Origin of the sequence: Flavobacterium sp. N2550 (assembly GCF_025947265.1) — a bacterium.
Taxonomy (GTDB): Bacteria; Bacteroidota; Bacteroidia; order Flavobacteriales; family Flavobacteriaceae; genus Flavobacterium; species Flavobacterium endophyticum.
In genome coordinates this window covers 990,069-1,017,047 of sequence record NZ_CP110007.1, presented here as the reverse complement: position 1 = coordinate 1,017,047, position 26,979 = coordinate 990,069, and the positions used below count along the sequence as shown (strand labels likewise).

Genomic DNA, 26,979 nt, shown 5'->3' with positions numbered 1-26,979 from the left:
ACCATGAACAGGCACGAACTTTTTGACATAGCCAAAGGCTGGTTTGCTAGCAAAGGTTGGAAACCCTATGCCTTCCAGCTGCAGGCCTGGGAAGCTTTCCTCCAAGGAAAGAACGGCCTGCTCAATGCCCCAACAGGCAGCGGCAAGACCTATGCCCTGTGGATGCCGATCATGCTCGACTATATCAAGAAGAACCCTCAGTACAAGACAAAACACGCGCCAGGCCTAAAAGCGGTATGGGTGACGCCGCTCCGAGCCTTGTCTGTCGAAATAAAACAGGCCGCCGAAAGAGCTGCCTACGATTTAGAAACCGGCCTGACAGTAGGCGTCCGTACCGGCGATACCTCATCGTCTGAAAAAAGCAAACAGAAAACCAAGATGCCCGACCTGCTCGTTACCACGCCCGAAAGCCTGCAGCTCATGTTGGCTTCCAAAGGCTATGATACTATTTTTAAAGGCTGTGCTGCCATCATCATAGACGAATGGCATGAGCTCTTAGGTACCAAGCGCGGCGTACAGACCGAATTGGCGCTGTCGAGGCTAAAGACCATAGCGCCTAATCTACGCATTTGGGGAATATCGGCAACCATCGGCAATCTTGATCAGGCGCGGGAAGTATTGCTCGGACCGGAATCTGAAGCGTTCCAAAATTCGACACTTGTCAAGGCGCATATCCATAAAAAGATAAAAGTCCAGTCGATCATCCCTGAAAAAATGGACACGTATCCGTGGAGAGGCCACATGGGACTCCATCTTATCGATGAAGTGGCCAAAATCATCAAGGCCAGCAAGACAACCCTTGTGTTTACCAACGTAAGGGCCCAATGCGAAATCTGGTTTCAGGCCCTGTTAGAAAAATATCCCGAGTTTGCAGGCGATATGGCCATGCACCACGGAAGCATCAGCCGCGAAACAAGGCAGTGGGTAGAACAGGCGGTACGCGATGAACAGCTCAAGGCCGTCATCTGCACCTCCAGCCTTGACCTCGGAGTAGATTTTGCGCCTGTCGAAACCGTCATACAGATTGGCGGGCCCAAAAGCGTGGCGCGGTTCCTGCAGCGTGCCGGACGCAGCGGTCACCGTCCCGGCCAGCAGAGCGTCATTTATTTTCTGGCAACCCATGCCATAGAGCTCGTAGAAGCATCGGCCTTGAAACGCGCCGTTAAAGAAACTGTAGTAGAAGACCGCATTCCCTATCTGAACAGCTGGGATGTCTTGGTACAATACCTCGTGACCTTAGCGGTATCGGACGGATTTTATCCTTCTGAAATCTATAAAGAGGTAAAAAGCACCTTCTGTTACCAAGCCATGACAGAAGAAAATTGGACGTGGGTACTTAATTTTATTACCAAAGGAAGCCAGAGCCTCGAAGCCTATGACGAATACAAAAAAGTAGATATAGAACCCGATGGACTCTTTAAGGTAAATAGCCGAAGTGTCGCGCTTCGTCATCGCATGCAGATGGGCACTATTGTAGGCGATGCGGTCATGAATGTCAAATTTCTCGGCGGCGGTTATATCGGCAGCATCGAAGAATCGTTTGCTTCCAAACTGTATCCCGGAGACGTTTTTATTTTTGCCGGACGCAAGCTAGAACTGTACCGCACAAAAAACATGGAAGTCTTGGTACGCAGGGCCAATCCGTCTGCAAAAGCACAGCACGCGAGTTGGATGGGAAGTAGGATGACACTTTCGTCCCAGATGAGCGAGCTCTTGCGGCAGGAACTTTATGCGGCCAATGCGCATGCCAGGTCGCCAGAACTGCATGCGCTTGCACCTCTCTTTGCCCGCCAGCGCAAGGAATCTATTGTGCCCGATGCAGACGAATTCCTCATAGAAACATTCAAGACCCGCGAAGGCTATCATGCCTTGTTTTATCCTTTTGAAGGCCGTTTTGTGCATGAGGCATTGGCAAGCCTGATGGCGTATCGGATAAGCCTGCTTTCGCCGATTACCTTTTCGCTTGCGTATAATGATTACGGCTTTGAGCTCTTGAGCGATACTGAAATCGACATACAGCAGGTGCTGGACAATAACCTTTTCACGCCCGAGCACCTGCATCACGATCTTCAGAAAAGCTTGAATGCTACTGAGATTGCCAGAAGAAAATTCAGGGACATATCCGTCATAGCAGGACTGGTTTTTAGTGGATATCCCGGCAGAATCATAAAAACCAAACACCTGCAGAGCGGGTCCCAGCTGATTTTTGAAGTATTCAGGGATTATGAACCGGATAATTTATTATTGCAACAAGCTTATCGGGAAACATTTGAGCACCAGCTGGAAGAAGGCCGTCTCATTGAAGCCTTGGAGCGCATACAAAACCAGCAGATTGTATGGAAGCCATGCGAGAAGCCGACGCCTTTTAGCTTTCCGATAATCACAGACAGGCTGAGGGAACGATTGTCTACCGAAACGCTCGCAGAACGCATAAAAAAGATGACCGCCAGCTATATGAAATAGCCAGCTACCACTAAAAAAATTCTTGCATGACATTAGAAATAGAAATTAACGGACAAACCTTTGTGCTCCACAACAGCGGGGCGCTCTATTGGGTTGGCAAGAAAATGCTCCTCATCTCGGATGCGCATCTCGGAAAGATTTCGCATTTCAGGAAACACGGATCGGCATTGCCTGCCAAGGCAATCTTTATGAATTTTAGCAGGCTCGACGAACTTGTAGCGTATTTTGTTCCTGAAAAAATCTGCTTCTTGGGCGACCTGTTTCACAGTGCTTTAAACAAGGAATGGCATTTCTTTGAAGAATGGGTAGCCCGTACAGCGCTGCCTATTATCCTGATAGCCGGCAACCACGATATTGTGAGTCCGCAGAAATATGAAGAATTGCATATTCCTATAGTAAGCGAATGGCTGCTTGATGGTTTCCTGCTGACTCATTTCCCAGAAGAACGCGAAGGTGCTTTTACCTTTTCGGGACACATCCATCCCTCGGTTATGCTAACAGGACAAGGACGTCAGTTTTTAAAACTGCCCTGCTTTTTCCGATCGGGAGAACAGATAATCTTGCCTGCTTTTGGCGAATTTACGGGAACTTCTGTCATGGAACTCAAGCCTGGCGATGTGGCGTATGTCATCACGAAAGAAGAAGTAATAAAAATCTCAAAGGCACTTTAAATACGTATCCCTAGTTGCTGAGATTTAGGCCAACAGTTAATTTTTAGACGGAACGGCATAAGAGAAAAGACTGCCTCCAGCTTCCCTGTTTTCGGCCCATATCCTGCCGCCTAATTTGACGATAAAGTCCTTGCTGAAGGATAAGGCAATGCCTGCACCATCGTGCATCGTTCCACCTTTGCTGCTGATAGAAAAAAGCTTCTCCAATTGGGCATTAGAAAGACCCGTACCTTCATCCTCTACAGAAATGACGATTTCAGAATCCTGCTTCGCCGCGTCCAAGATAATGGTCTTGTTTTCGGGAGAGAATTTTAAGGCATTCGACAGCAGATTTCGATTGACAAATTGGAGCATTTCTTTGTCCGATTCCGCCAAGATGGCTTCTGGAGCATTATTGATTACGGTAATGTTTTTTTCCTTGAACTGCATGCTATAGCCGCTGATGGCCTCATCAAGAAGCTCACGCATATTGACTGGTTCCGGATTGATCTTGAATTCGCCGAGCTGGCGCTTGATCCACTGAAGCGTAGCATCAAAATTTTCGAGGATGCCGTTGATGTCGTCACTTATTGTGCGATAGAAAGTATCTTTATCCGCTTGGGTAAGTTCGGTATCGCGCTCAAGCAGTCGCACCATGTAAAGGGTAGAGATAAGTGGCGAACGGAAATCGTGCGCCAAGATCGAGACCAGGTTTGATTTCATGCTGTCTGCTTCTTCAAGGGAAGCATTCTTTTTATCGATAATATCGTACAGTGCGGCCTTCTTTTTAGAATCGCGCCTGATTTTCCTAAAAGCACGCCATAAAAGCAGCGACAGGGCGGCACACAAAAGAGAAAAACCGCCGAGAATTGCAATAGTCTGTCGGGATATTTTCTGTGATCGTTCCAGATTTCTGTTATTTTCCTGTATTTGGTTGTAGTGGACGTAATCGCCGACAAACTTTTCCAAGCTGACCATGCGCTGCATCTGGGCCGCAATGATTTTCTCGGTGATTTCTTTTTCTTTTTCAGAATTCCCGAGCATCTTGGCAAAACGGAGTACCGACATCAGTACAGGAGCTTTCAATTCATCATAACCATTCGCTTCTGCCAGCTTTAGTTGCTCTTCCATATAGTGCAGGGCAAGTGTTGGATTGCCATTGCCAGCATAGTATTCACCCAAAAAATTAAGGCTTACCAACTGCAGTCTTTCCAATTTGACAGTCCTGGCTTCTGCAAGAGAGCTTTCAAGTAACGGAAGCGCTATAGTGCCCAATCCTCTTCGAAGATAAAAGAGCGCGAGAATTTGCTTATTTCCGATAAGTACTTGCTCGTCTTTTAATCTTTCTGCTATCTTATTGGATCTTCCTAGATAATATTGCACGCTGTCTTCAAAAAGCTCCGGATTGGCGATGCAGTAATTGGCATAGACTTTTGACATGATACTATCGTTCGGGATTTCCCTACCGATCTCCAAAGCTTTCCTGCTGTACTCGATAGCACGCTTTGGATTTCCGAGCTGCATCTGGATGCTGGCGAAATTCATGTACAATTGGGCCGTATTGGGCCTGTCGCCCATCGCCTCGTAAGAAGCAAGCACTTCACCAAAAATCTTGTTAGCTTCTCTGTTCAGTCCTTTTAGGGCTAGCGCAATACCGATTACGTTTTCGGCATCAACGGCTCCTTTTTTATAGCCGATTCTTCCGGCAACGGCACGCGCATTCATGGCATACACCAAACTGCTGTCGGGACTCTTGAGATGCATCAGCATTCCGATACGGTTGATACTGTTGACATAGGAAATACTGTCCTTTACATGAGGTAGTTTTTTTTGTATCGATCTGATTTCTTGAGTCTGTGAATAAGAAGAAAGAGAAAATAAAACGAATGAAGTAGCAAGCAAAACGTATTTTAGGGGTACTAATCTGGGCATCTTTTTGTGGTAGTTTATTTGACGTAAAAATAGCAATTAAAAGCATGCAAAAGCAAAACCATTATTTCAGGAATCAGAGTTTCTAAAAACCAAAATGACGACGTAATTACATGATTTTTACTTTAAGAGCCAAATCTTTAAAAATCTTCTTCTTTTTATTTCGCCTTTCCTAAGATTAAAATTTCAATAAAAAAAATTTAATCGATTAAGTGTAATTTTTATCGATTAAATACATTTTTTTACTATTTTTGAGACCTCTTAAAACAAGAGATGAATTGTAGGAATTCATATTTGATAAAATTTAAGCTATTTAAATTTTTTAATGAAGAAGTGATTATAAGACAAAAGGGAAACATTAATAGTTATTAGTATACAATTTGGGGGAACTGTATATTTAATAGCATTGCCAGAGTATTGATAACTTAAGGTTTGCCATGAAAACATATAATCAGCGGAAAAAACTGTGTTTGCTTTACTGCTTCCTTGTTGGGCTGGGCTTTGCAGGCTTTAGTTATTCGCAGATAACTATCTCGACGCCTTCTATCGCTTTCACGCAGGCCTGTGCTTCGGCAAGTTTCAATACTTATAATTTTTCATTCTCTTTCTTTCCGGTACAGAATCTGGGCGCCTCTAACCAGTTTATCGTTGAGCTTTCCGACAGAAACGGAAGTTTTGCAAGTCCCGTAATCGTAAAGACACTCACCAATACCACTTCACCCGTAACCAGCAATTTCAGCCTGCCGCCAGATACGTATGGAGAAGGCTACCGCATCCGCGTCAGAAGTACAAATCCTGTAAAAGTCAGCCCAAACAGCAATGCCTTTGCGGCCTACTACGCTGTGCACAACCAGCCTTTCTCGATTAATGGAAACAATGGTACCGTGACTTTGTGCGGAGCCGAAGATTATCTTTTGCAGATTGACAATAACGGAACTCCGGCCTCTCCTCTGTATTATCCAGCACTGAATTACATATGGTATAAAAATTTTATCGAAATACCGGGAGAAGACGGGCCGTCGCTTAGAGTCACCCAGCCAGGATCATACTATGTTGTTGTGGATTACGGGACCTGCGTGATGAATTCGTATTCTAATATCGTACAGGTACAAGCCCAGAGCGCGCTGTCGCCAACCATCCAAGCCGAAGACAACTCGACCGCTATCTGCCCTAACGATACGCGGACTTTGACAAGCGTTCTTCAAAATGCCAGCTATTCTTATAAGTGGTACAAGAACAATATCCTTATCCCCGGAGCCAATGCCTCTACCTATGAAGCATCAGAAGGAGGCGTCTACCATCTTGAAATCACGGTCGGCGGCTGTACTTTTGAATCGAACCCAATTACGTTAGAAATAATCGATTTCAATCTGTCGCTCAGCACTCCGTCTGAGATAGTATTGATTCCCGGAGAAACCATAACCGTTAATGCTGTAACCGATGCGCAGAATCCGCAATTCCAGTGGCATAAAAATGGGCCTGCTATTCCAGGCGCTATCCAATCTTCTTTAAACATTACGCAGGCAGGAACTTACAAAGTGGTCGTGACCGAAGCCGTGCCTTGCAACATCGTTAAAGAAAGCACCGTATCGGTAGTTTATCCTCTTGGCTTTGATGTAGAAATTCAGGCAGCTGCCGGATACAGTTCTTGCGCAAGTTCCTCAACAACGCTGTCTATTGCACAGTTTGACGCCATTACCGAAGATGACCCTATAAATCTTATCGGACGCACCAACAATTATACGTATCAATGGTACAAAAATAACATCGCCGTAGCAGGCGCAGTAACGCCATCGCTGCTTATTAACAGTCCTGCACAAAACGGAAGCTATGTGCTTAAAATTACCATTCCTGATTTTGGCGTGATCACTTCTAATGCTTTGGATGTAAATCTGGCGATTGAAAATGCTGTCATAAGCAGCGGAGGCAGCCTTTGTGAAAACGGCACGGTCCTGCTTTCATCGAACATAACAAATCCAGCTTACACTTACCAATGGTTTAAAAACGATATTGCGATTGCAGGCGCAGTTTCGAATACTTATACTGCTTCCGCAGAAGGCAACTATCATCTTGTCATCACGAGCGGCGCATGTACCCGACAGTCCAATACGCTTGCTTTGCAGATAGCTACTTTCAATATAACCACGACAACGCCAAGTCTTGACATATTGATTCCGGGCGAGCAGAAAACGCTTTCTATTTCTACGGATGCTGTAACTCCGCAATTTGCTTGGTACAGAAATGATATCCTGATTGCTGGAGCCAACCAAAACAGCTATAATGCTGTGCAGAATGGGACATACAAGGTAGTCGTGACTCAAAACCAAGGCTGTCTTGTCCAGAAAGAAAAAATATTCGTACTGGAATATCCTACGAGTTTCGAAGTAACTATCGCTCCAGATGCCGCTTATGCCGCTTGTGGCAGCGCGCCTGCAATTCTTTCCATAACCAGTTTCATTGCTCACACCTCTCAAGGAATTATTGACCTGACCAACAGATCAAACACTTATTCTTACCAATGGCATAAGAATGATATTCCTGTGGCAGGAGCTGTAGGCAGAAATCATACGGTAAGCAGCGCGACACAGAACGGAAGCTACAAAATCAGCATTACGCTACCTGACTTTGCTCCTGTATTTTCGAACAGTATAGACATAAAGCTGGCACCGCAGAATGTAACCATCAGCAGTTCGGGAGTGCTATGCGAAGGCTCGACCGTCTTACTTTCTTCCAGCATAACCGATCCAGCTTATTCGTATCAATGGCATAAAAACAGCCTGCCGATTCCCGGAGCGGTATCCAGTACATATACCGCAAATGCGGAAGGCAGCTACTATCTTGTAATTAGCAATAGCAACTGTACAAGACAGTCTGACCCGATTTCTCTTGTCATAGCTCAGATCAGCATCAGCAGTACTTCTCCAGCTACAGACATTATCTTGCCTGGAGAAACCAAATTGCTTTCTGTCACGACAGATGCTGTACAGCCTCAATTTGTATGGTATCGAAATGATATCTTGATTGTCGGAGCCAACCAGAGCAGTTATGGCGCTACTCAGAATGGAACTTACAAAGTGGTCGTAACCCAAACCCAAGGATGTAATGCTGTAGCCGAAAAAATATTTGTACTGGAATATCCTACGAGCTTCCAGATAACCATCGCTCCGGATGCCTCTTACACGCCTTGCAGTAACGATCCTGTGACGCTTGCAATAACCAGCTTTACTGCAAATACTTCACAAGGAGTTATCGACTTGACCAATACTTCCAACAGTGCTTATGCTTACCAATGGCACAAGGACAATAGTCCAGTAGCAGGAGCCGTAAGCAATAGTCACATTATAAGCAGCGCGACACAGAACGGGGACTACAAGATAAGCATTACCCTTCCTGATTTTGCTCCTGTGTTTTCTAATACTGTGGCTATAAAATTGGCGCCAGAAAGCCCGATAATTAGCAGTTCTGGAGTGCTTTGCGAAGGCTCGACTGTTTTGCTTTCTTCTAGCATAACCGACGCTGTTTATTCTTATCAATGGTATAAAAATACCTTGCCCATTTCGGGAGCAACCGCCAGTACGTATACTGCCGATGCTGAAGGCAGCTACTACTTGATCATCAGCCATAGCGGTTGTACGAGACAATCGGATGCCATCACTCTTGAAATCGGACAAATCAATATAACAAGTACTTCCCCTTTGACAGATATTATCCTTCCAGGAGAAACTAAAATAATAACTGTCACTACTGATGCTGTTCAGCCTCAATTTCAATGGTACCGAAACGACATTCTTATTGCAGGGGCTAACCAAAGCAGCTATGCCGCCACTCAGAATGGCACATATAAGGTAGTCGTGACCCAGACGCAAGGATGTAATGCTATAGCAGAAAAAATATTTGTCTTGGAATATCCGACGGGCTTCGAAAGCACTATCGCCGCCAACTCAGATTATCAGCAATGCTCTAGTACTTCGATTACTTTAAGCCTTTCAACTCTGACAGCAATTACGTCGGCAGGAAACATCGCCGTTACCAATACTTCGAGCTATTCTTACCAATGGCTCAAGAATGGGAATCCAGTGTCTGGAGCCGTTTCATCTACCATAACACTTAGCAGTCCGACAGAAAACGGCACCTATAAGCTGAGAACTACATTGCCTGATTTTGCGCCGGTATTCTCGAATGAAATAATCGTAAATTTAATTTCCGGACAGCCATTGGCCATAACTGCAGTCGGACAGCTGTGTCCTGAAAACCCGCAGGTAGTCATCAGCAGTAGTATTTCAGACAGTTCATACACCTATACTTGGCTAAAGAACGGTATCGAAATCAGCAGTGGAAACAACCCCAATTATACTGCGACAGAAACAGGAACTTATACGCTGACTGTAGCTACTGGAACATGTACTTTCAACTCAAACGCGCTCGAAATCAGAGAAAGCGATTTTATGCTTACGCCCAACAGTCCGCTGATTGACACTATTATCCCAGGGGAAATAAAGACGCTTTCTGTCACTACCGATGCGCTGCAGCCTACGATTGACTGGTTCAGAAACGATATACTAATCAGCAACTCCAACAGCAGTTCTTTTGCCGTAAATCTAGACGGATTGTACAAGGCCGTCGTAAGGCAAACCCAAGCATGTGTCATCACAAAAGAAGTTGCCTTTCGCATAAATTATCCGAGCGAGATGACCGTTACTATTGCGGCAAACGGCGATTTTCAGCAATGCGGTAGCACGACAGCCCAACTGAGCATAAGCGCATTCAACGCAGTAGTGCCATCAGGTCCTGTAAATCTTTTAAACAATGCGTTCAATTATCAATACCAATGGCTTAAAAACGGACAGCCAATTGCGGGAGCTACTTCTACAACTCTGGCTATAAGCAATCCTAATGACAGCGGCACTTATAGCTTGCAGGTTACAATTCCTGGTTATGCTATTATACTGTCTAACACCGTTGCCATCAACTTAAGTTTTGCTAATGAAGTGGTAATTTCTACGAACGATATCCTTTGTTCTTCTGAGAGCAACGTTACGATAAGAAGCAATATCAACAATCCGGAATACACTTACAAATGGTACAAGCAAGGAAGCTCGACCATCATCGGGATAGAAAGTACTCTGACGGTAAACAATGCAGGAAGTTATTTCTTAGTAGTAAGCTACGAAAACTGTACCGTTACATCCAATTCGCTTGAAATCATACCGTTTGACATGGCTCAGATAACGGTAGATTCTCCGAGAGAAATCACATTGATCATCGGAACATCCATAACGCTGACAGCAAGCGGTGCCCAATCGTATGAATGGTATTTCAACGGAGAGCTGGTTTCCAACAGTCCGTCTATAGAAATAGAAGAACCTGGAACCTATACGCTGATAGCCAAAGTCGGAGAATGCCGAGTGACCAAAGAATTTATCGTGACCGGAATGGAAAACAACATGATGGCCATACCTAATGTAGTAACGCCAAATAACGACGGGGTAAACGACACTTGGAACCTACCGACCAAATTCGTCAATAACGAGAATGTGGAAGTAGTAATTTATGGTCCCGATGGAGCAATCGTTTTCAGGTCCAACAGATACCTGAACAACTGGCCGGAAAGCTCATTTACCTATTCCCTAAAAAATCCCGTGTACTATTATACCATCATGGAAGGCAATAAGATTACCAAACGCGGCTCAATAACAATCGTAAAATAACTAGATGATAAAAAACTACCTTGTCTTATCGTTTTTTATTTTTAGTGCTTCTTTTATGAAAGTAAGCGCGCAGGACGCCCCTGTGCTCACGTTTAACCTGCCGTCGCAGAACAATCTCAAGTTTAACCGCTTTTTGCAGAATCCTGCGTTTTCTTTTGTACGCGAAGACAATACCTATATCTCCTTATACCACAGGAACCAATGGATACAGTTTGACGATTCTCCAAAAGTATATATGCTGGCCTATACAGGAAAATTCTCCGACAGATCAGGACTCGGTTTCGGTTTATACCAACAGAATCTAGGCGTTATCGTAAGTTTTGGAGGAATTGCCAACTATTCATACAACGTCAAGCTAAGCGAAAAAATGGACCTGACTTTTGGGTTTAACCTCGCCTACTACAACAGCGGCGTTGACCGCAATAGGACCGTTACCGAAGAGCCCGATCCTATATTGCTAGCCATGAGAAACAATTCGCTGTTAAGCATCAAACCCGGATTCAACCTCAGCTACGGCAATATCGATTTTGGAATTTATGCAGAAAATTTTATCGATTACGATTTCAAATCGAGCAAGCTGGCAAAAGATTATTCCGATAAGACTTTTTCGGCCCATATCATGTATTCGCATGAGATGAGTTCTTTGACAGACCTGTTCGAAGGCAGCAGTTTCAGGCTTGCGGCCCGAGGCAAAGTCAACCAAGAAAGCGATTTGGGATTGAGCGGTTCCATACTCGTCGATTTTCCAAAATTCGGATGGATACAGACTGGCATTGATGATTTTTTTGGCGTAGGCGTAGGCATCGGATTTCATTTTACAAGAAGACTTTCTTTAGGCTATACGTACGAAAGAACCATTAAAGAAGGCCTCGTTAATCTAGGTCCTACGCATGAAATCACCATGGCCTTTTCGTTCCAAGATAGGCTATTGGCAAAAAAGAAAGTCGTTACCGTGAAAGACACTTTAGACCAAATTGAAGCCATAGACAAAAAACTGGCGTCTAAAAAAGCTTCCAAAAAAGGAAAACCAGATTTCGATAAAGATCTTGAATTAGAAAAGCTAAAACTACAGATGGACGACAGTAACATGCACCTGTTGGATATGCTGATGCAGGAAGACTCTATCGAAACTATCCGCAAAGCAGAATTCGAGCAGAAGGTAAAAAACCTGATGGACTATGTAAAAAGAGAGAACAGCGCCAAGGAAGCCAATGCCAAGCCGATTGTGCTTCGCAAGTCGAAACCTGGAAAGAAAATAGTCCCAAAAACGATGGAAGACTTGAAAGATGCCGAAAACGGATACTATATCGTTTCCAAATCAGAAGACGGTTCGCCTATCATAGAACGATACGAATCACTTCCTGAAGCCTTGAAATCCTACGAAAAGAAAAAAGCATCAGGCAAAGAAAAAGACATCTACATCATCCATGTAGACAATCCCGACGAGCTCGGGCTGGACGAGAACCACAAGAACGCAGATAGTAATTCCAAAAACAAAAACGATGAACCACAAAAAAGCACGGAAGGCTCCGTAGAGGACATGCTGAAAGACGAAAAAGCGCAACGAGAAATAAGCGCCAAGACAGAAGAAGAAATCAAGGAATTCTATTCCAAGAAAACCGCCAAGATCAGAGAATCCCCTAAAAAAGGAAACAAGCTCTCGGTTGCAGGACTTGAAACAGGCTATTATATCATTGCCAATGTCTTTGCCGAGCAGGAAAACACCGAAAAATTCATGCGAAAAATGAAGAGCCGGGGAGTCGAAACAAGCTATTTTATAAACCCTAAAAACAATTTCAGATATGTCTACTTGAGAAAGCATTCATCATGGAAAGAAGCCCTCGTATCTTATTATTCAAATGCGGACAACACCTACTTTGACCCCATCTGGATCATGAGCATTAACACCAATTAAAAAACAAAACAACAAATACCACTAAAAACAAACACAATGCACCAGCTCCCAAATCATGTTCATAAGACAATCGTCCTGCTCGGATGTCTTATCCTTGCCTGTTTTAGCGCTCAGGCACAAGTACCCGTCCCTTTCTCACCCAGACTCCAGAACGGAAGCTTAAAAGTAAAAGGGGATATCCTTTTTGTCGGAAACAATATCCTTAACAGGGCCGCTGCAAACAATGTAGCGGAAGCAAACACGCCTTACAATGGCACGAGCGACAACAACTCCTTCAATATGGAATATATCGATATTGACGGCGACCCATCTACATTCAGCTCCAGTTCGGCAGATCTGTCCTTGGGAAGCAGCTGTTCCAAAGTAATCTATGCCGGATTGTATTGGGCTTCTACCTATCCGTATGAACGAAGCACGAACCAAAACTCGCAATGGCAAGGAACGCCGAGGTTTAACGACTGGAATCAAGTCAAATTCAAGCTCCCTGGAGGCGCCTATCTAAACCTGTCGGCAGACAACAATGCCGATCCAGCAGGCGATGAAGATGCCATAATTTTTGACGGATACAACGCCGCAAACATTTCTGCCTCTTTCAAGGATTCACCGATTGTGTGCTACAAAAACGTGACCAGCCTCGTAAGAGGACTGGCAAATCCAAACGGAACCTATACGCTGGCCAACCTCCGTGCTGCCAAAGGTCGAAGAGACGGGGCGAGTTCTGCAGGCTGGGTAATGGTCATCATTTATGAAAACCCGACCATGCCTGGAAAATTCATCTCTACTTTTGACGGATATGCCGGTGTACAAGGAAACGTTACGGCAGACATCAATATCAACGGCTTTGTGACGCTTCCTGCTCCTTTCCCAGTTCGTGCAAAACTAGGAGTAGGTGCTTTAGAAGGCGACGTAGGAATCACGAATGATAGGCTTAGAATCAAAGCAAATACGGTAGCTACTTTTACAGATGTTTCCAATACGCTGAATCCAGCTAACAACTTTTTCAACTCTTCCATTACCAATAACAATGCGCAAGTCCCGAACAGGAGTCCTTATGGAACCAATACCCTGGGTCTTGATTTGGACATGCTCAACTTGTCCAATCCATTGAATGGAATTATACCCAATAATGAAACAGGGGCAACCCTAAGACTGCTGACATCAGGAGACGGATATGGTGCATTCCTTACCTCCTTTGCAGTAGAAGTAATCGAGCCAGAAATCAAGCTGGTCAAGACTGTTAGAGACATCAGCGGTAATGATATTGGCGGTGCAGATGTCAATCTCGGGCAGGTTTTAGACTATGTGATTACGTTTCAAAATATTGGAAATGATAATACGAGAGCCCTAAGCATCCGAGATATCCTTCCAGAAAACACCATCTTTACTAATGGTCCAGGCTCTGTAGATTTAAGCGGTGCTCCTGGAACAACCTATACCTATAATGCCGGAACAGGACAATTGGTGTTTACTGTGCCAAACAATTTGGTTGAAATTGGCGATCCTGTATATACGATAAAAATTCGCGTCCAAGTAGTCAACACTTGTAGCGAATTGACAAACGCTTGTTCTAATATTATCCAGAATTTAGCTTATACTACGTATCGAGGAGAATTGAACAGCAATACAATTTCAGACGATCCAAGTTATGCAGGATTGGATTCTTGCGGATTAGGAATTCCTGGACCGGCAAATTTCCTTGTCGATATTGACGAATGTGCTTTCACCAGAAGCGAGATTCTTTGTGGTGCTTCCGTAGTCCTGACTGCCGGTTCTGGTTATGCTTCTTATGAATGGCATAATGCCAACGGTGCTATTATTGGAAATACGCAGAGCATCACGGTAACTTCACCAGGAAGCTATTATGTAATTAATACACCGACTCCTCCGTGTATCGGAATTACGGAATACATCAATGTAACCTTATTCGGAACTAACCAGACCAATCCGGTACTGCCATTCGCAGACGAGATTGTAATCTGTCCGAATGACGGGGAACAGCTGCCGAACATCTTCTTATGCGGATTGAACGACAGCCGTTTTATACAGACCAATATTACAGATGCCGTGAGCATCATCTGGGAAAAACTAGATGAAGCCAGCTGTCCAGCGGTTGGTATTGATGATTGTCCAAATAAAAATCTTGCCTGTACTTGGAATCAATTCGGAACCGGAACTAATTTCAATGTGACGCTCGCAGGACAGTACCGTGTGGTCATCAACTACCAGAACGGCTGTTTCAACAGATATTATTTCAATGTCTACACCAACCTTTTGGATGCGCAGTATATTGTACAAAATATTACTTGTAACACAGCAGGACAGATTACGGTCACCAACGTGCCTTCGACTTATGAGTTCCAATTGGTCAATCAAAACACAGGTGCTGTTTTGGTAGGGTACCAGAGCAGTCCTATCTTTCCGATAAGCCAAGCCGGTTCTTATCTGGTACAGATCAGGCAGCAAGGTGTTACAGACGGTTGCGTTTTCACGATTCCAGATATTGGAGTTTCTGATTTGGACTTCCAAGTAAACGTCATTACTAAAAATACTTCCTGCAATGGATTCGGAAGCATCAGGCTGCAAGCTTCAAATGTAAGACCGCAGTACTATTATTCTATTTCCGGGCCAAGCACTATAAACGTAGGACCGCTGACAGATAACGATTATATCTTTCAAAATCTAAATCCAGGAACGTACACCGTTACGGTGAGGACAGATGACGGATGTACGTACACAAGCACTACAACCATTTTAGACAATAGTAATTTAAGCTTAAATGCTACGATTGTCCAAAACATTTCCTGTACGCCAGGCAGCATCCGATTGACTCCGTCAGGTGGCGAAGCGCCATATGTATTCGCTATCTACAGCTTTAACGGAACGCTACTCAATCCGACGGCTGGCGATTATACAGACATCGATACCTTCGAAATCCCGATAGGCCAGCAAGGAACTTATGTGTTTATTATGGTAGACAACAATAACTGTACGGTATTGTCAAATCCGGTAACCATCCAGAATCTTCCAGATGTGGTATTCACGACCAGTTTTCAAAACATAAGCTGCAACGGTGCCAACAACGGAAGCATAACCTATACGGTGACCAACGCCAATGGCTTTTCGTACTCTTTTGAATTGCTGGATGCAACAGGCACTGTAATTCGCACGAACACTTCTGGTATCTTCAACGGATTGGCTCCAGGTAATTATACCGTCAACTTCATACAAAATAATACGACCGGAAGCTGTTCTTTTCCGACTACATTCACGCTAACGCAGCCAGCACCGCTAACAGGAGCAGTAACCCAGACACAGCCTTATAACTGTACCACTGGAGGAGCAACCATAAGCGTGACGGCAGGAAGCGTAACAGGGGGAACGCCTCCATACCAATACAGTATCGACGGCATCAATTTTGGCGGTGCCACTTCTTTTAGCGGTCTGACAGCTGGAACGTATACGGTAACAGTAAGAGATGCTGAAGGCTGTACGTTCACCACCAATGCCATCACGATCAATCCATTGTCTCCGCCAACCAACATTCAGTTTGCGGCAACAGCTCCGAGCTGTCCAGCGCTGACATCAAATGTTACCTTGACAGTGACTGGCGGAACAGGTCCGTTTGTCTATGAGATAACAGCTCCTGCGGCTGCCATAGCAAACAACGGAAGCAATCCTGTATTTTCTGGATTGGCGCCAGGAACATATACTTTTGAAATAACCGATGCCAATGGATGTTCTTTCACTAAAAATTACACGATCAATCTCGTGACTCCGATTACCGTTACGGGACAGCCTGTAAGCAATATAATTTGTTTCGGCCAGGCAAACGGCTCGGCAAATTATACCGTGAGCGGTTTTGGAACAACATACAGCTATACTGTCGTAAACGGTTCTGGAACAACAGTAGCTTCTGGAACAAACACGACAGCAACTGCAATCCCAGTCAATAATCTTCCTGTTGGAAATTATACGATTACGGTAACTGATTCGGCAACAAATTGTACGGCGACAGCTGTAGTCGCAATCAATGGCCCGACAGCAGCGTTAGATTTGACACCAACAGTAAATCCGATTACGTGTGTTGGATCCGGAAGCGTCACTGCTCCAGCCGTAGGCGGATGGGGAAGCTATCAATACCAATTGCAATTGCCAAACGGAACGATTGTCGGACCTCAATCCAGCTCCGTTTTTAACAACCTGACACTGCCTGGAACGTATACGATTTCGGTAAAAGACGCAAACAATTGTACCGTTAGCGAAACATTCTCGCTAAGTACCGTCACAAGCCCTGCGCTTTCGATAGCAGCTACTTCGGATATCTGCTATGATACCACAAACAGTGCTTCTATAACCGTAAGCGTAACTGGCGGACTGGCTCCTTTTTCTTATACCTTAAACGGAGCAGGAAGTCAAGCCTCTAATACGTTTGCCAATCTGACACCCGGCACGTATACTATTGAAGTAACCGATTCAAATGGCTGTACCGACACTATCACTCAAGTCATTGGGCAGCAGCTTGTGGCTATCTCTGTATTGAATAAAGATTTGGATTGTACGGCGAGTCCAAATGCCGTGATTGATATTGCAATTAGTGGCGGACAGGCTCCTTATTCTTACCAAACTTCTGTAAACGGAGGAACGTACGGCACGGCTACAGCAGTAACTGGATCAACCATAAACTATTCAACAGCAGCGCCAGGAACATACCAATTCCAGATTACAGATAACATCGGCTGTAGTATTGAGACGAACATAGTGACCATATCGCCAATAACCAATCCTGTAATAACTTCTGTAACACAAACACAGAATATCTTGTGTAACGGCGACAATAGCGGTGCGATTGCAGTTGTGATCGACACTACTGTCGGTACGGCTCCTATAGCCATTTCTGTGGTAAATACAACAACGGGGACTAATTACGGTTCTCAGACTTCAGGCTTACCGGCAGGAAATTATACGATTACTATAACCGACAGCAATTCGTGTTCGGATACAGCAACCATTACTTTGGCACAGCCAGCTGCCATTACCTACAACGTTTCAACTGTAGATATTACGTGTAATAATCCTGGTGGCACATCGTACGGTGAAATTATCGTAGAGAATGTCACAGGAGGAACCGGACAATATACGTATCATGTAAGCAACAACTTCGGCTATTCTGACACTTATGTGACTACCGCAGGAGAAGACCATTCTTTCCAGATTTTGGCCTTCGGTATTTATCAGGTTGATGTGATTGATGCTAACGGATGTTCTGTAGTGAGAAATCATATCATTATCGCTTCGCCTCCAGACGATTTAGTCATAGACGTTTCTGCTGTTACGGCTGACTGTTTAAACGGAGGAACTGCACAAATTACAGTGACTTCGGCAGTGAGCAGCGGTAACTTCCAGTTTGCAATTTTAGAATACAATACGATTCCGTATTCCAACAATTACCAACCTGCCAACCCGGGAACTCCAGAAACTTCAACCTTCACAGGATTGACTCCAGGCGTGACTTATACTTTTGTGGTTTATGACGTAGTGACGCAATGCTACTATTTCAAATCCGCAGACCTTCCGATCGATTCGCCTTCCAACCTAACGGCTGCGCTTAATGTCGTAAGCAACGTTTCTTGTACAGGAAGCGGAAACGGAAGTGTTTCATTTACCTTTAGCAACTACGATACTGGAGCATCGCAGGTAAATTATGAAATTTTCAATGCACAGTCTAATACGAGCACAGGAATAACAGGCAGTACCTCGCCATTACCAGCATCTGGCAATCCCGTAACGGTAAATAATTTTGGCACGCTTGCTCCTGGAAATTATTACATACTGTTTACAGAAGTAGGCGGTGCGTTTTCAGGATGTACGAACGCCTCTCCTTCTTTTGCCATAAGCCAATCGACTAATCTGTTGCAAGTCACAGCTACCGTGACTAAAAATGACAATTGTACTGCAAATGCAGGGCAGATTACAGCAACAGGGCAATACGGAACCGCTCCTTACCAATACCAATTAGTGGCTGGAGGAAACCCAGCACCTACAGTAGCCACTTGGGCAGGAACAGCTGCCAATGTTTTCAATGTTGAAGGAGGAAATTACACCGTGTATATCAAAGATGCTAACAACTGTATCCAAGCAGCGCCGATTACATTGCCAACAGACACAGCTCCTATCATCACTGCAAGTGTAGCCAATCAATGTAACACAGCAGAAGGAAGTTTCACCATCCAAGTAGACAGAACGGTTGACGGAATTGCACCGTATTCCTATAGCCTAAACGGAGGAGCCTTCCAAAGCCAAGCTGCGGCATCGTTTACTTATGGCAATTTAGCTTCAGGAAGCTATACAGTACAAATAAAAGATGCCAATGGCTGCGGAAACACAGTAACGCTACAGATTTTTGCGCCGCTCAATCTTACTCCTGTTGCAGCTGTACAGCCAAGCTGTGCTAACAACGACGGAGAAATTACCGTAACGCCTTTTGGAGGTTCTGGAACTTATGAATACGAACTGCAGGATGGTACGGGCACGACGATTGTCGCTTCCCAAACAGCAAACAATTTTACAGGTTTGGCAGCAGGAAGCTACATAGTAGTAATCCATGACACCGTTTCAACGTGTACCGAACAAGCAACAATTTCGCTAGAAGTTCCAACTCCAGTAACCTTTACGACAGCTTCAGAAAACGTAAGCTGTAACGCAGGTTCAGATGGAGTCATTACCATAACATTGCCTGTATCAAACGACAATCCACCGTATACTTATACTGTCGATAACGGAACCGATCCTGCCATAACGCAGAACAATCCGCTATTTGCAGGACTGTCGGCAGGAACTTATACTGTGACGGTAACATCTGGCAAAAATTGTTCGGATACTCAAACCGTAATCATTACAGAACCATCACTTTTAGACATCAGCGCTACGGCAACAGCCTTTGCTTGTAATGCTTCTAATACGGTAACCACTTCAACACTTACGGTAACGGTTGAGAATGACGGAACAGGAAATCCTTCAGGAACAGCTCCGTATTCGTATAGCATTGACGGCACGAATTTCTTCCCTACAAATACCTTCGACATTGTAGACAACGGAAGTATTCAGAACATAACCGTGACTGTAAAAGACAGCAATAATTGCTCTCAGACGACAACAGTAACCATCAATCCGCTACCAGAAATAACGGTAGTTGCAGCTGTTCAAGGAACCGCAATTACTTGTACAAACGATGAAGCTGTACAGATAACCGTAACCGGAGGATCGGGAGATTTTACTTTCGATGTCTTGCCATTAGGATCACAGGCTTCCATAACTCCAGGAGCAGGAACCTATACAGCAACATTACCGCTTACGCAGCCTGGTAGTTATACGTTCCAAGTAACCGATAATGTCACAGGATGCTATATGCTTTCTGTACCTTATGAAATTCTTCCTTTTGATACTATAGAAGTAATCGCGTCAAGCCCTACTCCTGTAACGTGTTTCGGAGATTTTGACGGAAGCTTGATCATAAACGTAACAGGATATACGGGAGCGTATTCGTATACAGTCCTTAATGCAGCTGGAACGACAGTAGCCACAGGAACTGGCAATACGACTGTAAATCCATTTACGATAACAGGATTATCGGCAGGAAATCTTCATGTAGTTGTTACGGCAACCGATACGCCTTTCTGTACCGAAGATTCTAATTCAGTAACCGTGACTTCGCCTGACAGTCCTTTGGCCTTGTCAGCAAATCCAACTGCTAACGTTACTTGCGATAACAACCAAGGAGAAATCACAGCCTCTGCCACTGGCGGCTGGGGAACGTATTTGTATGAATTGGTAAATACCACTACGAGTACAACCCTACAAGCTTATGCGGCAAACAGTACTTTCACGGGATTGTCTGCAGGAAATTATACTGTTTCAGTAAGAGACTCGGGAGGATGTATCGTAAGCCAAACGGTTGTATTAGTGCAGCCTGCACTTATCACGGCAAACATCAACGCTTCAACTACGCAAGTGCTTTGCTTTGGCGACAACACGGCCACAGTCGAAGTTCTAAATGTAATAGGCGGACAAGGAAGTTATCAATATATCCTGAACCACTATGATGCCGCTGGAACAACTATAGTATTAAGTTCTGGTCCTCAGACAAATCCTCAATTCACAGGACTTGGAGCAGGAATTTACAGCATTACGATAACAGACGGTTGGAATTGCGACCTGACAACGCCAACAATAACCATAACAGAACCGACACCAGTACAAGGATTCTTGTCTATAACCAGTAACATAACCTGCTTGACACAGGCAGAGATTACCGTTTCAGGTTCTGGCGGAACGCCACCTTACCAATTTAGTACAAACGGAACAGCCTACTCGAATACAGCCGTATTTAATGTAGGGCCTGGTACGTATCAATACTATGTCAGAGATGCCAATGGCTGCCAAGCCGTATTGACCAACCAAGTAACCATTTTGCCTGTTCCGGCTTTACAGCTGAATTTAGAACTTAGCAGTGCCAATATCAATTGTTCAGGCGAATCCACTGCGGCTATCACGGCCAATACAACCGGAGGATTGGGCAATTATATGTATGAACTGTTAGACGGAGCAAGCAATGTCTTAACCGGACCTCAGGCAGGAAATAGCTTTACTGGCCTTCCGGCAGGAAACTACTATGTCCGTGTGGTAAGCGGTGATTGTACGGCAACGTCTTCAGTCATTACTATTACCGATCCAGCGCAGCTGACGGTAACCTATACCAAAAGAGACGTACTATGCTTTGGTGATGCCAACGGAAGCATTGAAATCCATACTACAGGAGGAACCGGAATCATTCAATATGCGATCTCCCCTAACCTCAACCAATTTGTAACAGACAATCTATTCGACGGATTGCCTCCGGGAAGCTACGAAGTTGTCGTACAAGACCAAAAAGGCTGTTTTGAATTGTTAGAGATTGATATTTTAGAACCTGCTCCGCTCGTAGCAACAATAGATGTAGTAAGCCAAGAACTCTGCCTTCACGATGCAGACGGTTCGATTTCGATAAGCATCACGGGAGGAACTGGAGACTATTTGGTAAGTCTTGACAATGTAACATTCGTGCCTGTAATCGGCAACCAGCATACGTTTACCAATTTAGTAGGCGATACCTTATATCTGATTTATGTAAGAGATTCTAACGGTTGTAACGTAAACCCTCCGTTGGAGCAATATATGGATCCTGCTGTAGAAGTAATCCCTGCCGTTACAGTACAAGCGAATTGTACGAATAACCTTCCTGGAACTGTGGCAACGGTAACCGTAAATGCAGAAGTCGTAAGCGATGTCCAATATTCGTTGGACGGAATAACTTATGTTACTTCAAATACATTTACAAACCTCGCGCCTGGCAACTATACCGCTTACGTCCAACATCAAAACGGATGTACCAAAACGGCTACTTTCACGATTGATAATTTGCTGCCAATCACAGCGACACCTACTGTAACAGCAAACGTATTATGCTTCGGCCAATCGACTGGAAGCATCGAAGTAACTGCTACCGGGGGAACTGGAACTATAGAATATGCCATCTCGCCAGCCTTCGTTTATGGAACGGCAAACACTTTCAGCAATCTTCCAGCAGGAATCTATTCTGTACGGGTAAAAGATGCGATTGGATGTGAAGTCGAGCTTACAAACATCACCGTAACACAGCCTGCTACGGCTCTTTCTGCAACGGTAAACGGAACGCCGGAAACCTGCCTTGGAAATAATGACGGAACGATAACCATTACGCCTTCTGGAGGAACGGCTCCGTATTTTACGAGCCTCGATTCCAACAACGCTGCAGATTTTGTGCAGGACCTTTTTGTCTACCAGAACCTGAACGGAGGACAGACCTATACCATCTATGTAAAAGATGCCAACGGATGTTCTATAACGCCGCTTACTTTCACGATAAATCCTGGCGTAGACATCCAGCCTACTGCGACGGTGGTACCGAACTGTACCAACAACATTCCAGGAAACACGGTAACAATCAATGTAGACCCGTCTGTTGTAGGCCAAGTCCAATACTCTTTGGACGGAATAACCTATGTGGCTTCGAATACCTTTACCAACCTGGCGCCTGGAAACTATACCGCCTACGTGCAGCACCAAAATACCTGTACCAAAACGGCTCCGTTTACCATAAACAACCTGCTGCCAATCACAGCTACGCCTACTGTAACAGCAAACGTATTGTGCTTCGGCCAATCGACCGGAAGCATCGAAGTAACAGCTACAGGAGGAACCGGAACGATAGAATATGCGATATCGCCAGCCTTTGTTTATGGAACTTCGGATACTTTCAGCAATCTTGCGGCCGGAACTTATACCATAAATGTAAGAGACGCGATAGGATGCGAAATCGTATTATCGAACATCACCGTAACACAGCCAGCTTCAGCGCTTTCTGCAACCGTAAACGGAACGCCGGAAACCTGCCTTGGAAATAATGACGGAACGATTACCATTACGCCTGCAGGAGGAACGGCTCCGTATTTTACGAGCCTGGATTCCAACAACGCTGCAGATTTTGTGCAGGATCTTTTCGTCTACCAGAACCTGAACGGAGGACAGACCTACACCATCTACGTAAAAGATGCCAACGGATGTTCTATAACACCGCTGACCTTTACGATAAATCCTGGCGTAGACATCCAGCCTACTGCGACGGTGGTGCCGAACTGTACCAATAATGTTCCTGGAAACACGGTAACCATAAATGTAGACCCATCTGTTATAGGACAAGTCCAGTACTCTTTGGACGGAATAACCTATGTGGCTTCGAATACATTTACCAACCTGGCGCCTGGAAACTATACCGCCTACGTACAGCACCAAAATACCTGTACGAAAACGGCTCCGTTTACCATCAACAACCTGCAGCCTATAGCAGCAACCGCAAATGTGACTGCAAACGTATTGTGCTTCGGACAATCGACTGGAAGCATCGAAGTGACCGCTACAGGAGGAACCGGAACGATAGAATATGCGATATCGCCAGCCTTTGTTTATGGAACTTCGGACACTTTCAGCAACCTTGCGGCCGGAACTTATACCATAAATGTAAGGGACGCGATAGGATGTGAAATCGTATTGTCGAACATTACCGTAACACAGCCTGCTGCATCGCTTTCGGCAACCGTAAACGGAACGCCAGAAACCTGTCTTGGAAACAATGACGGAACGATTACGATAACGCCTGCAGGAGGAACGGCTCCGTATTTTACTAGCCTGGATTCCAACAACGCTGCAGATTTTGTGCAGGACCTTTTTGTCTACCAGAACCTGAACGGCGGACAGACCTATACTATCTACGTGAAAGATGCCAACGGCTGCGAAATCACGCCGCTGACTTTCACGATAAATCCTGGCGTAGACATCCAGCCTACTGCGACGGTGGTACCGAACTGTACCAATAATGTCCCTGGAAACACGGTAACCATAAACGTGAATCCAACGGTAGCAGGACAGGTACAGTATTCACTAGACGGAATAACCTATGGCACTTCAAATACCTTTACCAACCTGGCGCCTGGAAACTATACCGCCTACGTGCAGCACCAGAATACCTGTACCAAAACGGCTCCGTTTACCATCAACAACCTGCAGCCGATCGCAGCAACTGCAAATGTGACTGCAAACGTATTGTGCTTCGGACAATCGACTGGAAGCATCCAAGTAACTGCCACAGGAGGAACCGGAACGATAGAATATGCCATCTCGCCAGCCTTTGTGTATGGAACTTCGGATACTTTCAGCAATCTTGCGGCCGGAACTTATACGATAAATGTAAGAGACGCGATTGGATGCGAAATCGTATTATCGAACATCACCGTAACACAGCCTACTGCATCGCTTTCGGCAACCGTAAGCGGAACGCCAGAAACCTGCCTTGGAAATAATGACGGAACGATTACCATTACGCCTGCAGGAGGAACGGCTCCGTATTTTACTAGCCTCGATTCCAACAACGCCGCAGATTTTGTGCAGGATCTTTTCGTCTACCAGAACCTGAACGGAGGACAGACCTATACCATCTACGTAAAAGATGCCAACGGATGTTCTATAACACCGCTGACTTTTACCATAAATCGAGGCGTAGACATTCGACCTACAGCAACCGTAGTAACGAACTGTACCAATAATGTCCCTGGAAACACGGTAACCATAAACGTAAATCCAGCGGTCGTAGGACAGGTACAATATTCACTAGACGGAATAACCTATGGCACTTCAAATACCTTTACCAACCTGGCGCCTGGAAACTATACCGCTTACGTTCAGCATCAGAATACCTGTACGAAAACGGCTCCTTTCACGATCAATACGATAGTACCTGTTACAGCAACTGCTAATACGACGGCTAACGTTCTATGCTTCGGACAATCGACAGGAAGTATTCAAGTTACAGCATCAGGAGGAACAGGAATATTCCAATATGCAATTTCCCCGGCTTATACCTATATTTCATCAAGCACTTTCAACAATCTTGCTGCTGGAACTTATTCGATAAAAGTAAAAGACCAAAACGGTTGTGAAGTTACACTTACGAATATTACGGTAACACAGCCTGCCGCTGCACTTACGGCTATCGTAAACGGAACGCCAGAAACCTGTGACGGATTGGATGATGGAACAATAACGATAATCCCTTCTGGAGGAACGGCTCCGTATTTCACGAGTCTTAATTCAAACAATCCTGCCAACTTCACACCGACGTTGACCTATACCGGATTGATTGGAGGAAGACAGTATACTGTGTATATAAAAGATGCCAACGGATGTCTAATGGCTCCTGCAGTATTCCACATAAACGAAGGCTTAAACTTACAGCCGACTGTAGCTGTAACGACGAATTGTGACAACAATATACCTGGAAATACCGTAACTGTTTCAGTAAATCCGGCGGTTGTAAACGACGTACAATATTCATTAGACGGAATTACGTATGTGACATCAAACACCTTCAGCAATTTGGCACCTGGAAACCATACTGTTTATGTCAAGCATACCAACGGATGTACCAAAACTGCCTCTTTCAGAATCAACCCAGTGGTAGCAATTACGGCAACGGCAACAGCAGTTAATGCAACCTGCAACGGACTTGCGAACGGAAGAATTACCATAACAGCTTCTGGTGGAACAGGACCTTTACAATATGGAATTTCTCCTGACTTTGTCCTTTCTTCTAGCAACGTATTCCAGAATATTGCTGCAGGAAATTATTTTGTAAGAGCTGTTGATTCTAAAGGATGTTACAGAGAAGTCGCTATTGCAGTAACCGAGCCAAATGCTTTGCAGGCAACAGCAATAGATGTACTTCAAGAAATCTGCGTAGATGACAATAATGGCGCTATTGAAATTTCGGTAACCGGAGGAACAGCGCCTTATTCTACGAGCCTTACAGAAAACGGTACCTACGTACGAGGTGAATTTTTATATGAAAACTTAGACGGAGGGCAGACCTATACCATCTATGTAAAAGATGCAAAAGGCTGTACTACTTCTGTTCAAGTGACCTTAGATGCTCCAGTTGACATTGATGCTGACGAAACTATCGTTTACAACTGCGGCGAAAACACAGTTACAATCCTAGTCAACCCAAGTGTGGCCAATGCAGTAACTTATTCGTTGGATGGAGGAACACCTCAGACTGGAAACATCTTTACAAATCTTCCTAATGGAAGCCATACCGTGGAGGTAGTTCATGCTTCTGCGTGTACAGATACCGTTTCTTTTAGCATCAACAATGGAATACCGCTGACAGTAACATTAGCCGAAACAGGGCTTAACCAAATTACCGCGACAGCTTCTGGAGGAACAGGGAATTATACCTATACTTTCAACGGCTATGACAACGGAAGGAATAATGTATATGTATTCTTCCAATCGGGTACTTATGAAGTTGTAGTGACCGACAGTAGCGGCTGTGAAGCCAGAGCTGTTATCAATGTAATATTCACGGATATTACGATTCCAAATGTAACCACTCCGAATGACGACGGCGATAACGATACTTGGTCGCCAGGTAATACTCAAAACTATCCGAATATTACGACCGATATCTTTGACCGATACGGAAGGAAACTCGCATCGTTACGACAAGGTCAATCGTGGGACGGAAGATACAACGGAACCGAAATGCCTTCTGGAGATTACTGGTACCTCATCAAGCTCGGAAATCCGAATGATAACAGAGAATTTGTCGGAAACTTCACTATTTACAGATAAAAAAAGAAAAGTCGTTTCTGCTACTATTCAGCAGAAACGGCTTCAATTAAAGTGC

6 protein-coding genes are annotated in these 26,979 nt (G+C 44.7%); 5 read left to right on the top strand and 1 reads right to left on the bottom strand.

Going from position 1 to position 26,979, the window contains the following annotated elements:
- The first annotated feature begins 3 nt into the window (after positions 1–3).
- Positions 4–2,463 carry a ligase-associated DNA damage response DEXH box helicase gene (locus tag OLM56_RS04380; RefSeq protein WP_264528453.1) on the top strand — a complete coding sequence of 820 codons (2,460 nt, stop codon included), beginning with the start codon at positions 4–6 and terminating at the stop codon, positions 2,461–2,463.
- 26 nt (positions 2,464–2,489) lie between these two features.
- The gene (gene pdeM, locus OLM56_RS04375) at positions 2,490–3,134 is read left to right on the top strand and encodes a ligase-associated DNA damage response endonuclease PdeM (protein WP_182493221.1); all 645 of its coding nucleotides are present in this window, start codon (positions 2,490–2,492) and stop codon (positions 3,132–3,134) included.
- Between the two features lie 36 nt (positions 3,135–3,170).
- On the opposite strand, the gene OLM56_RS04370 is transcribed toward pdeM, so the two are convergent.
- A complete protein-coding gene (locus OLM56_RS04370) occupies positions 3,171–5,045 on the bottom strand; it encodes a tetratricopeptide repeat-containing sensor histidine kinase (RefSeq protein WP_264528452.1) in 1,875 nt (624 codons plus the stop codon).
- Between the two features lie 434 nt (positions 5,046–5,479).
- Here OLM56_RS04370 and OLM56_RS04365 point away from each other — a divergent pair, with 434 nt between their 5' ends.
- The 3 genes from OLM56_RS04365 to OLM56_RS04355 are packed head-to-tail and all read left to right on the top strand — an operon-like array spanning position 5,480 to position 26,924.
- Positions 5,480–10,750, top strand: a complete 5,271-nt coding sequence (locus OLM56_RS04365) for a gliding motility-associated C-terminal domain-containing protein (RefSeq protein WP_264528451.1) — start codon at positions 5,480–5,482, stop codon at positions 10,748–10,750.
- A 4-nt stretch (positions 10,751–10,754) separates the two neighbouring features.
- Positions 10,755–12,665, top strand: a complete 1,911-nt coding sequence (locus tag OLM56_RS04360) for a PorP/SprF family type IX secretion system membrane protein (RefSeq protein WP_264528450.1) — start codon at positions 10,755–10,757, stop codon at positions 12,663–12,665.
- A gap of 36 nt (positions 12,666–12,701) precedes the next feature.
- Complete coding sequence (locus OLM56_RS04355) at positions 12,702–26,924, top strand: T9SS type B sorting domain-containing protein (RefSeq protein ID WP_264528449.1); 14,223 nt, start codon at positions 12,702–12,704, stop codon at positions 26,922–26,924.
- Positions 26,925–26,979: the final 55 nt, after the last annotated feature.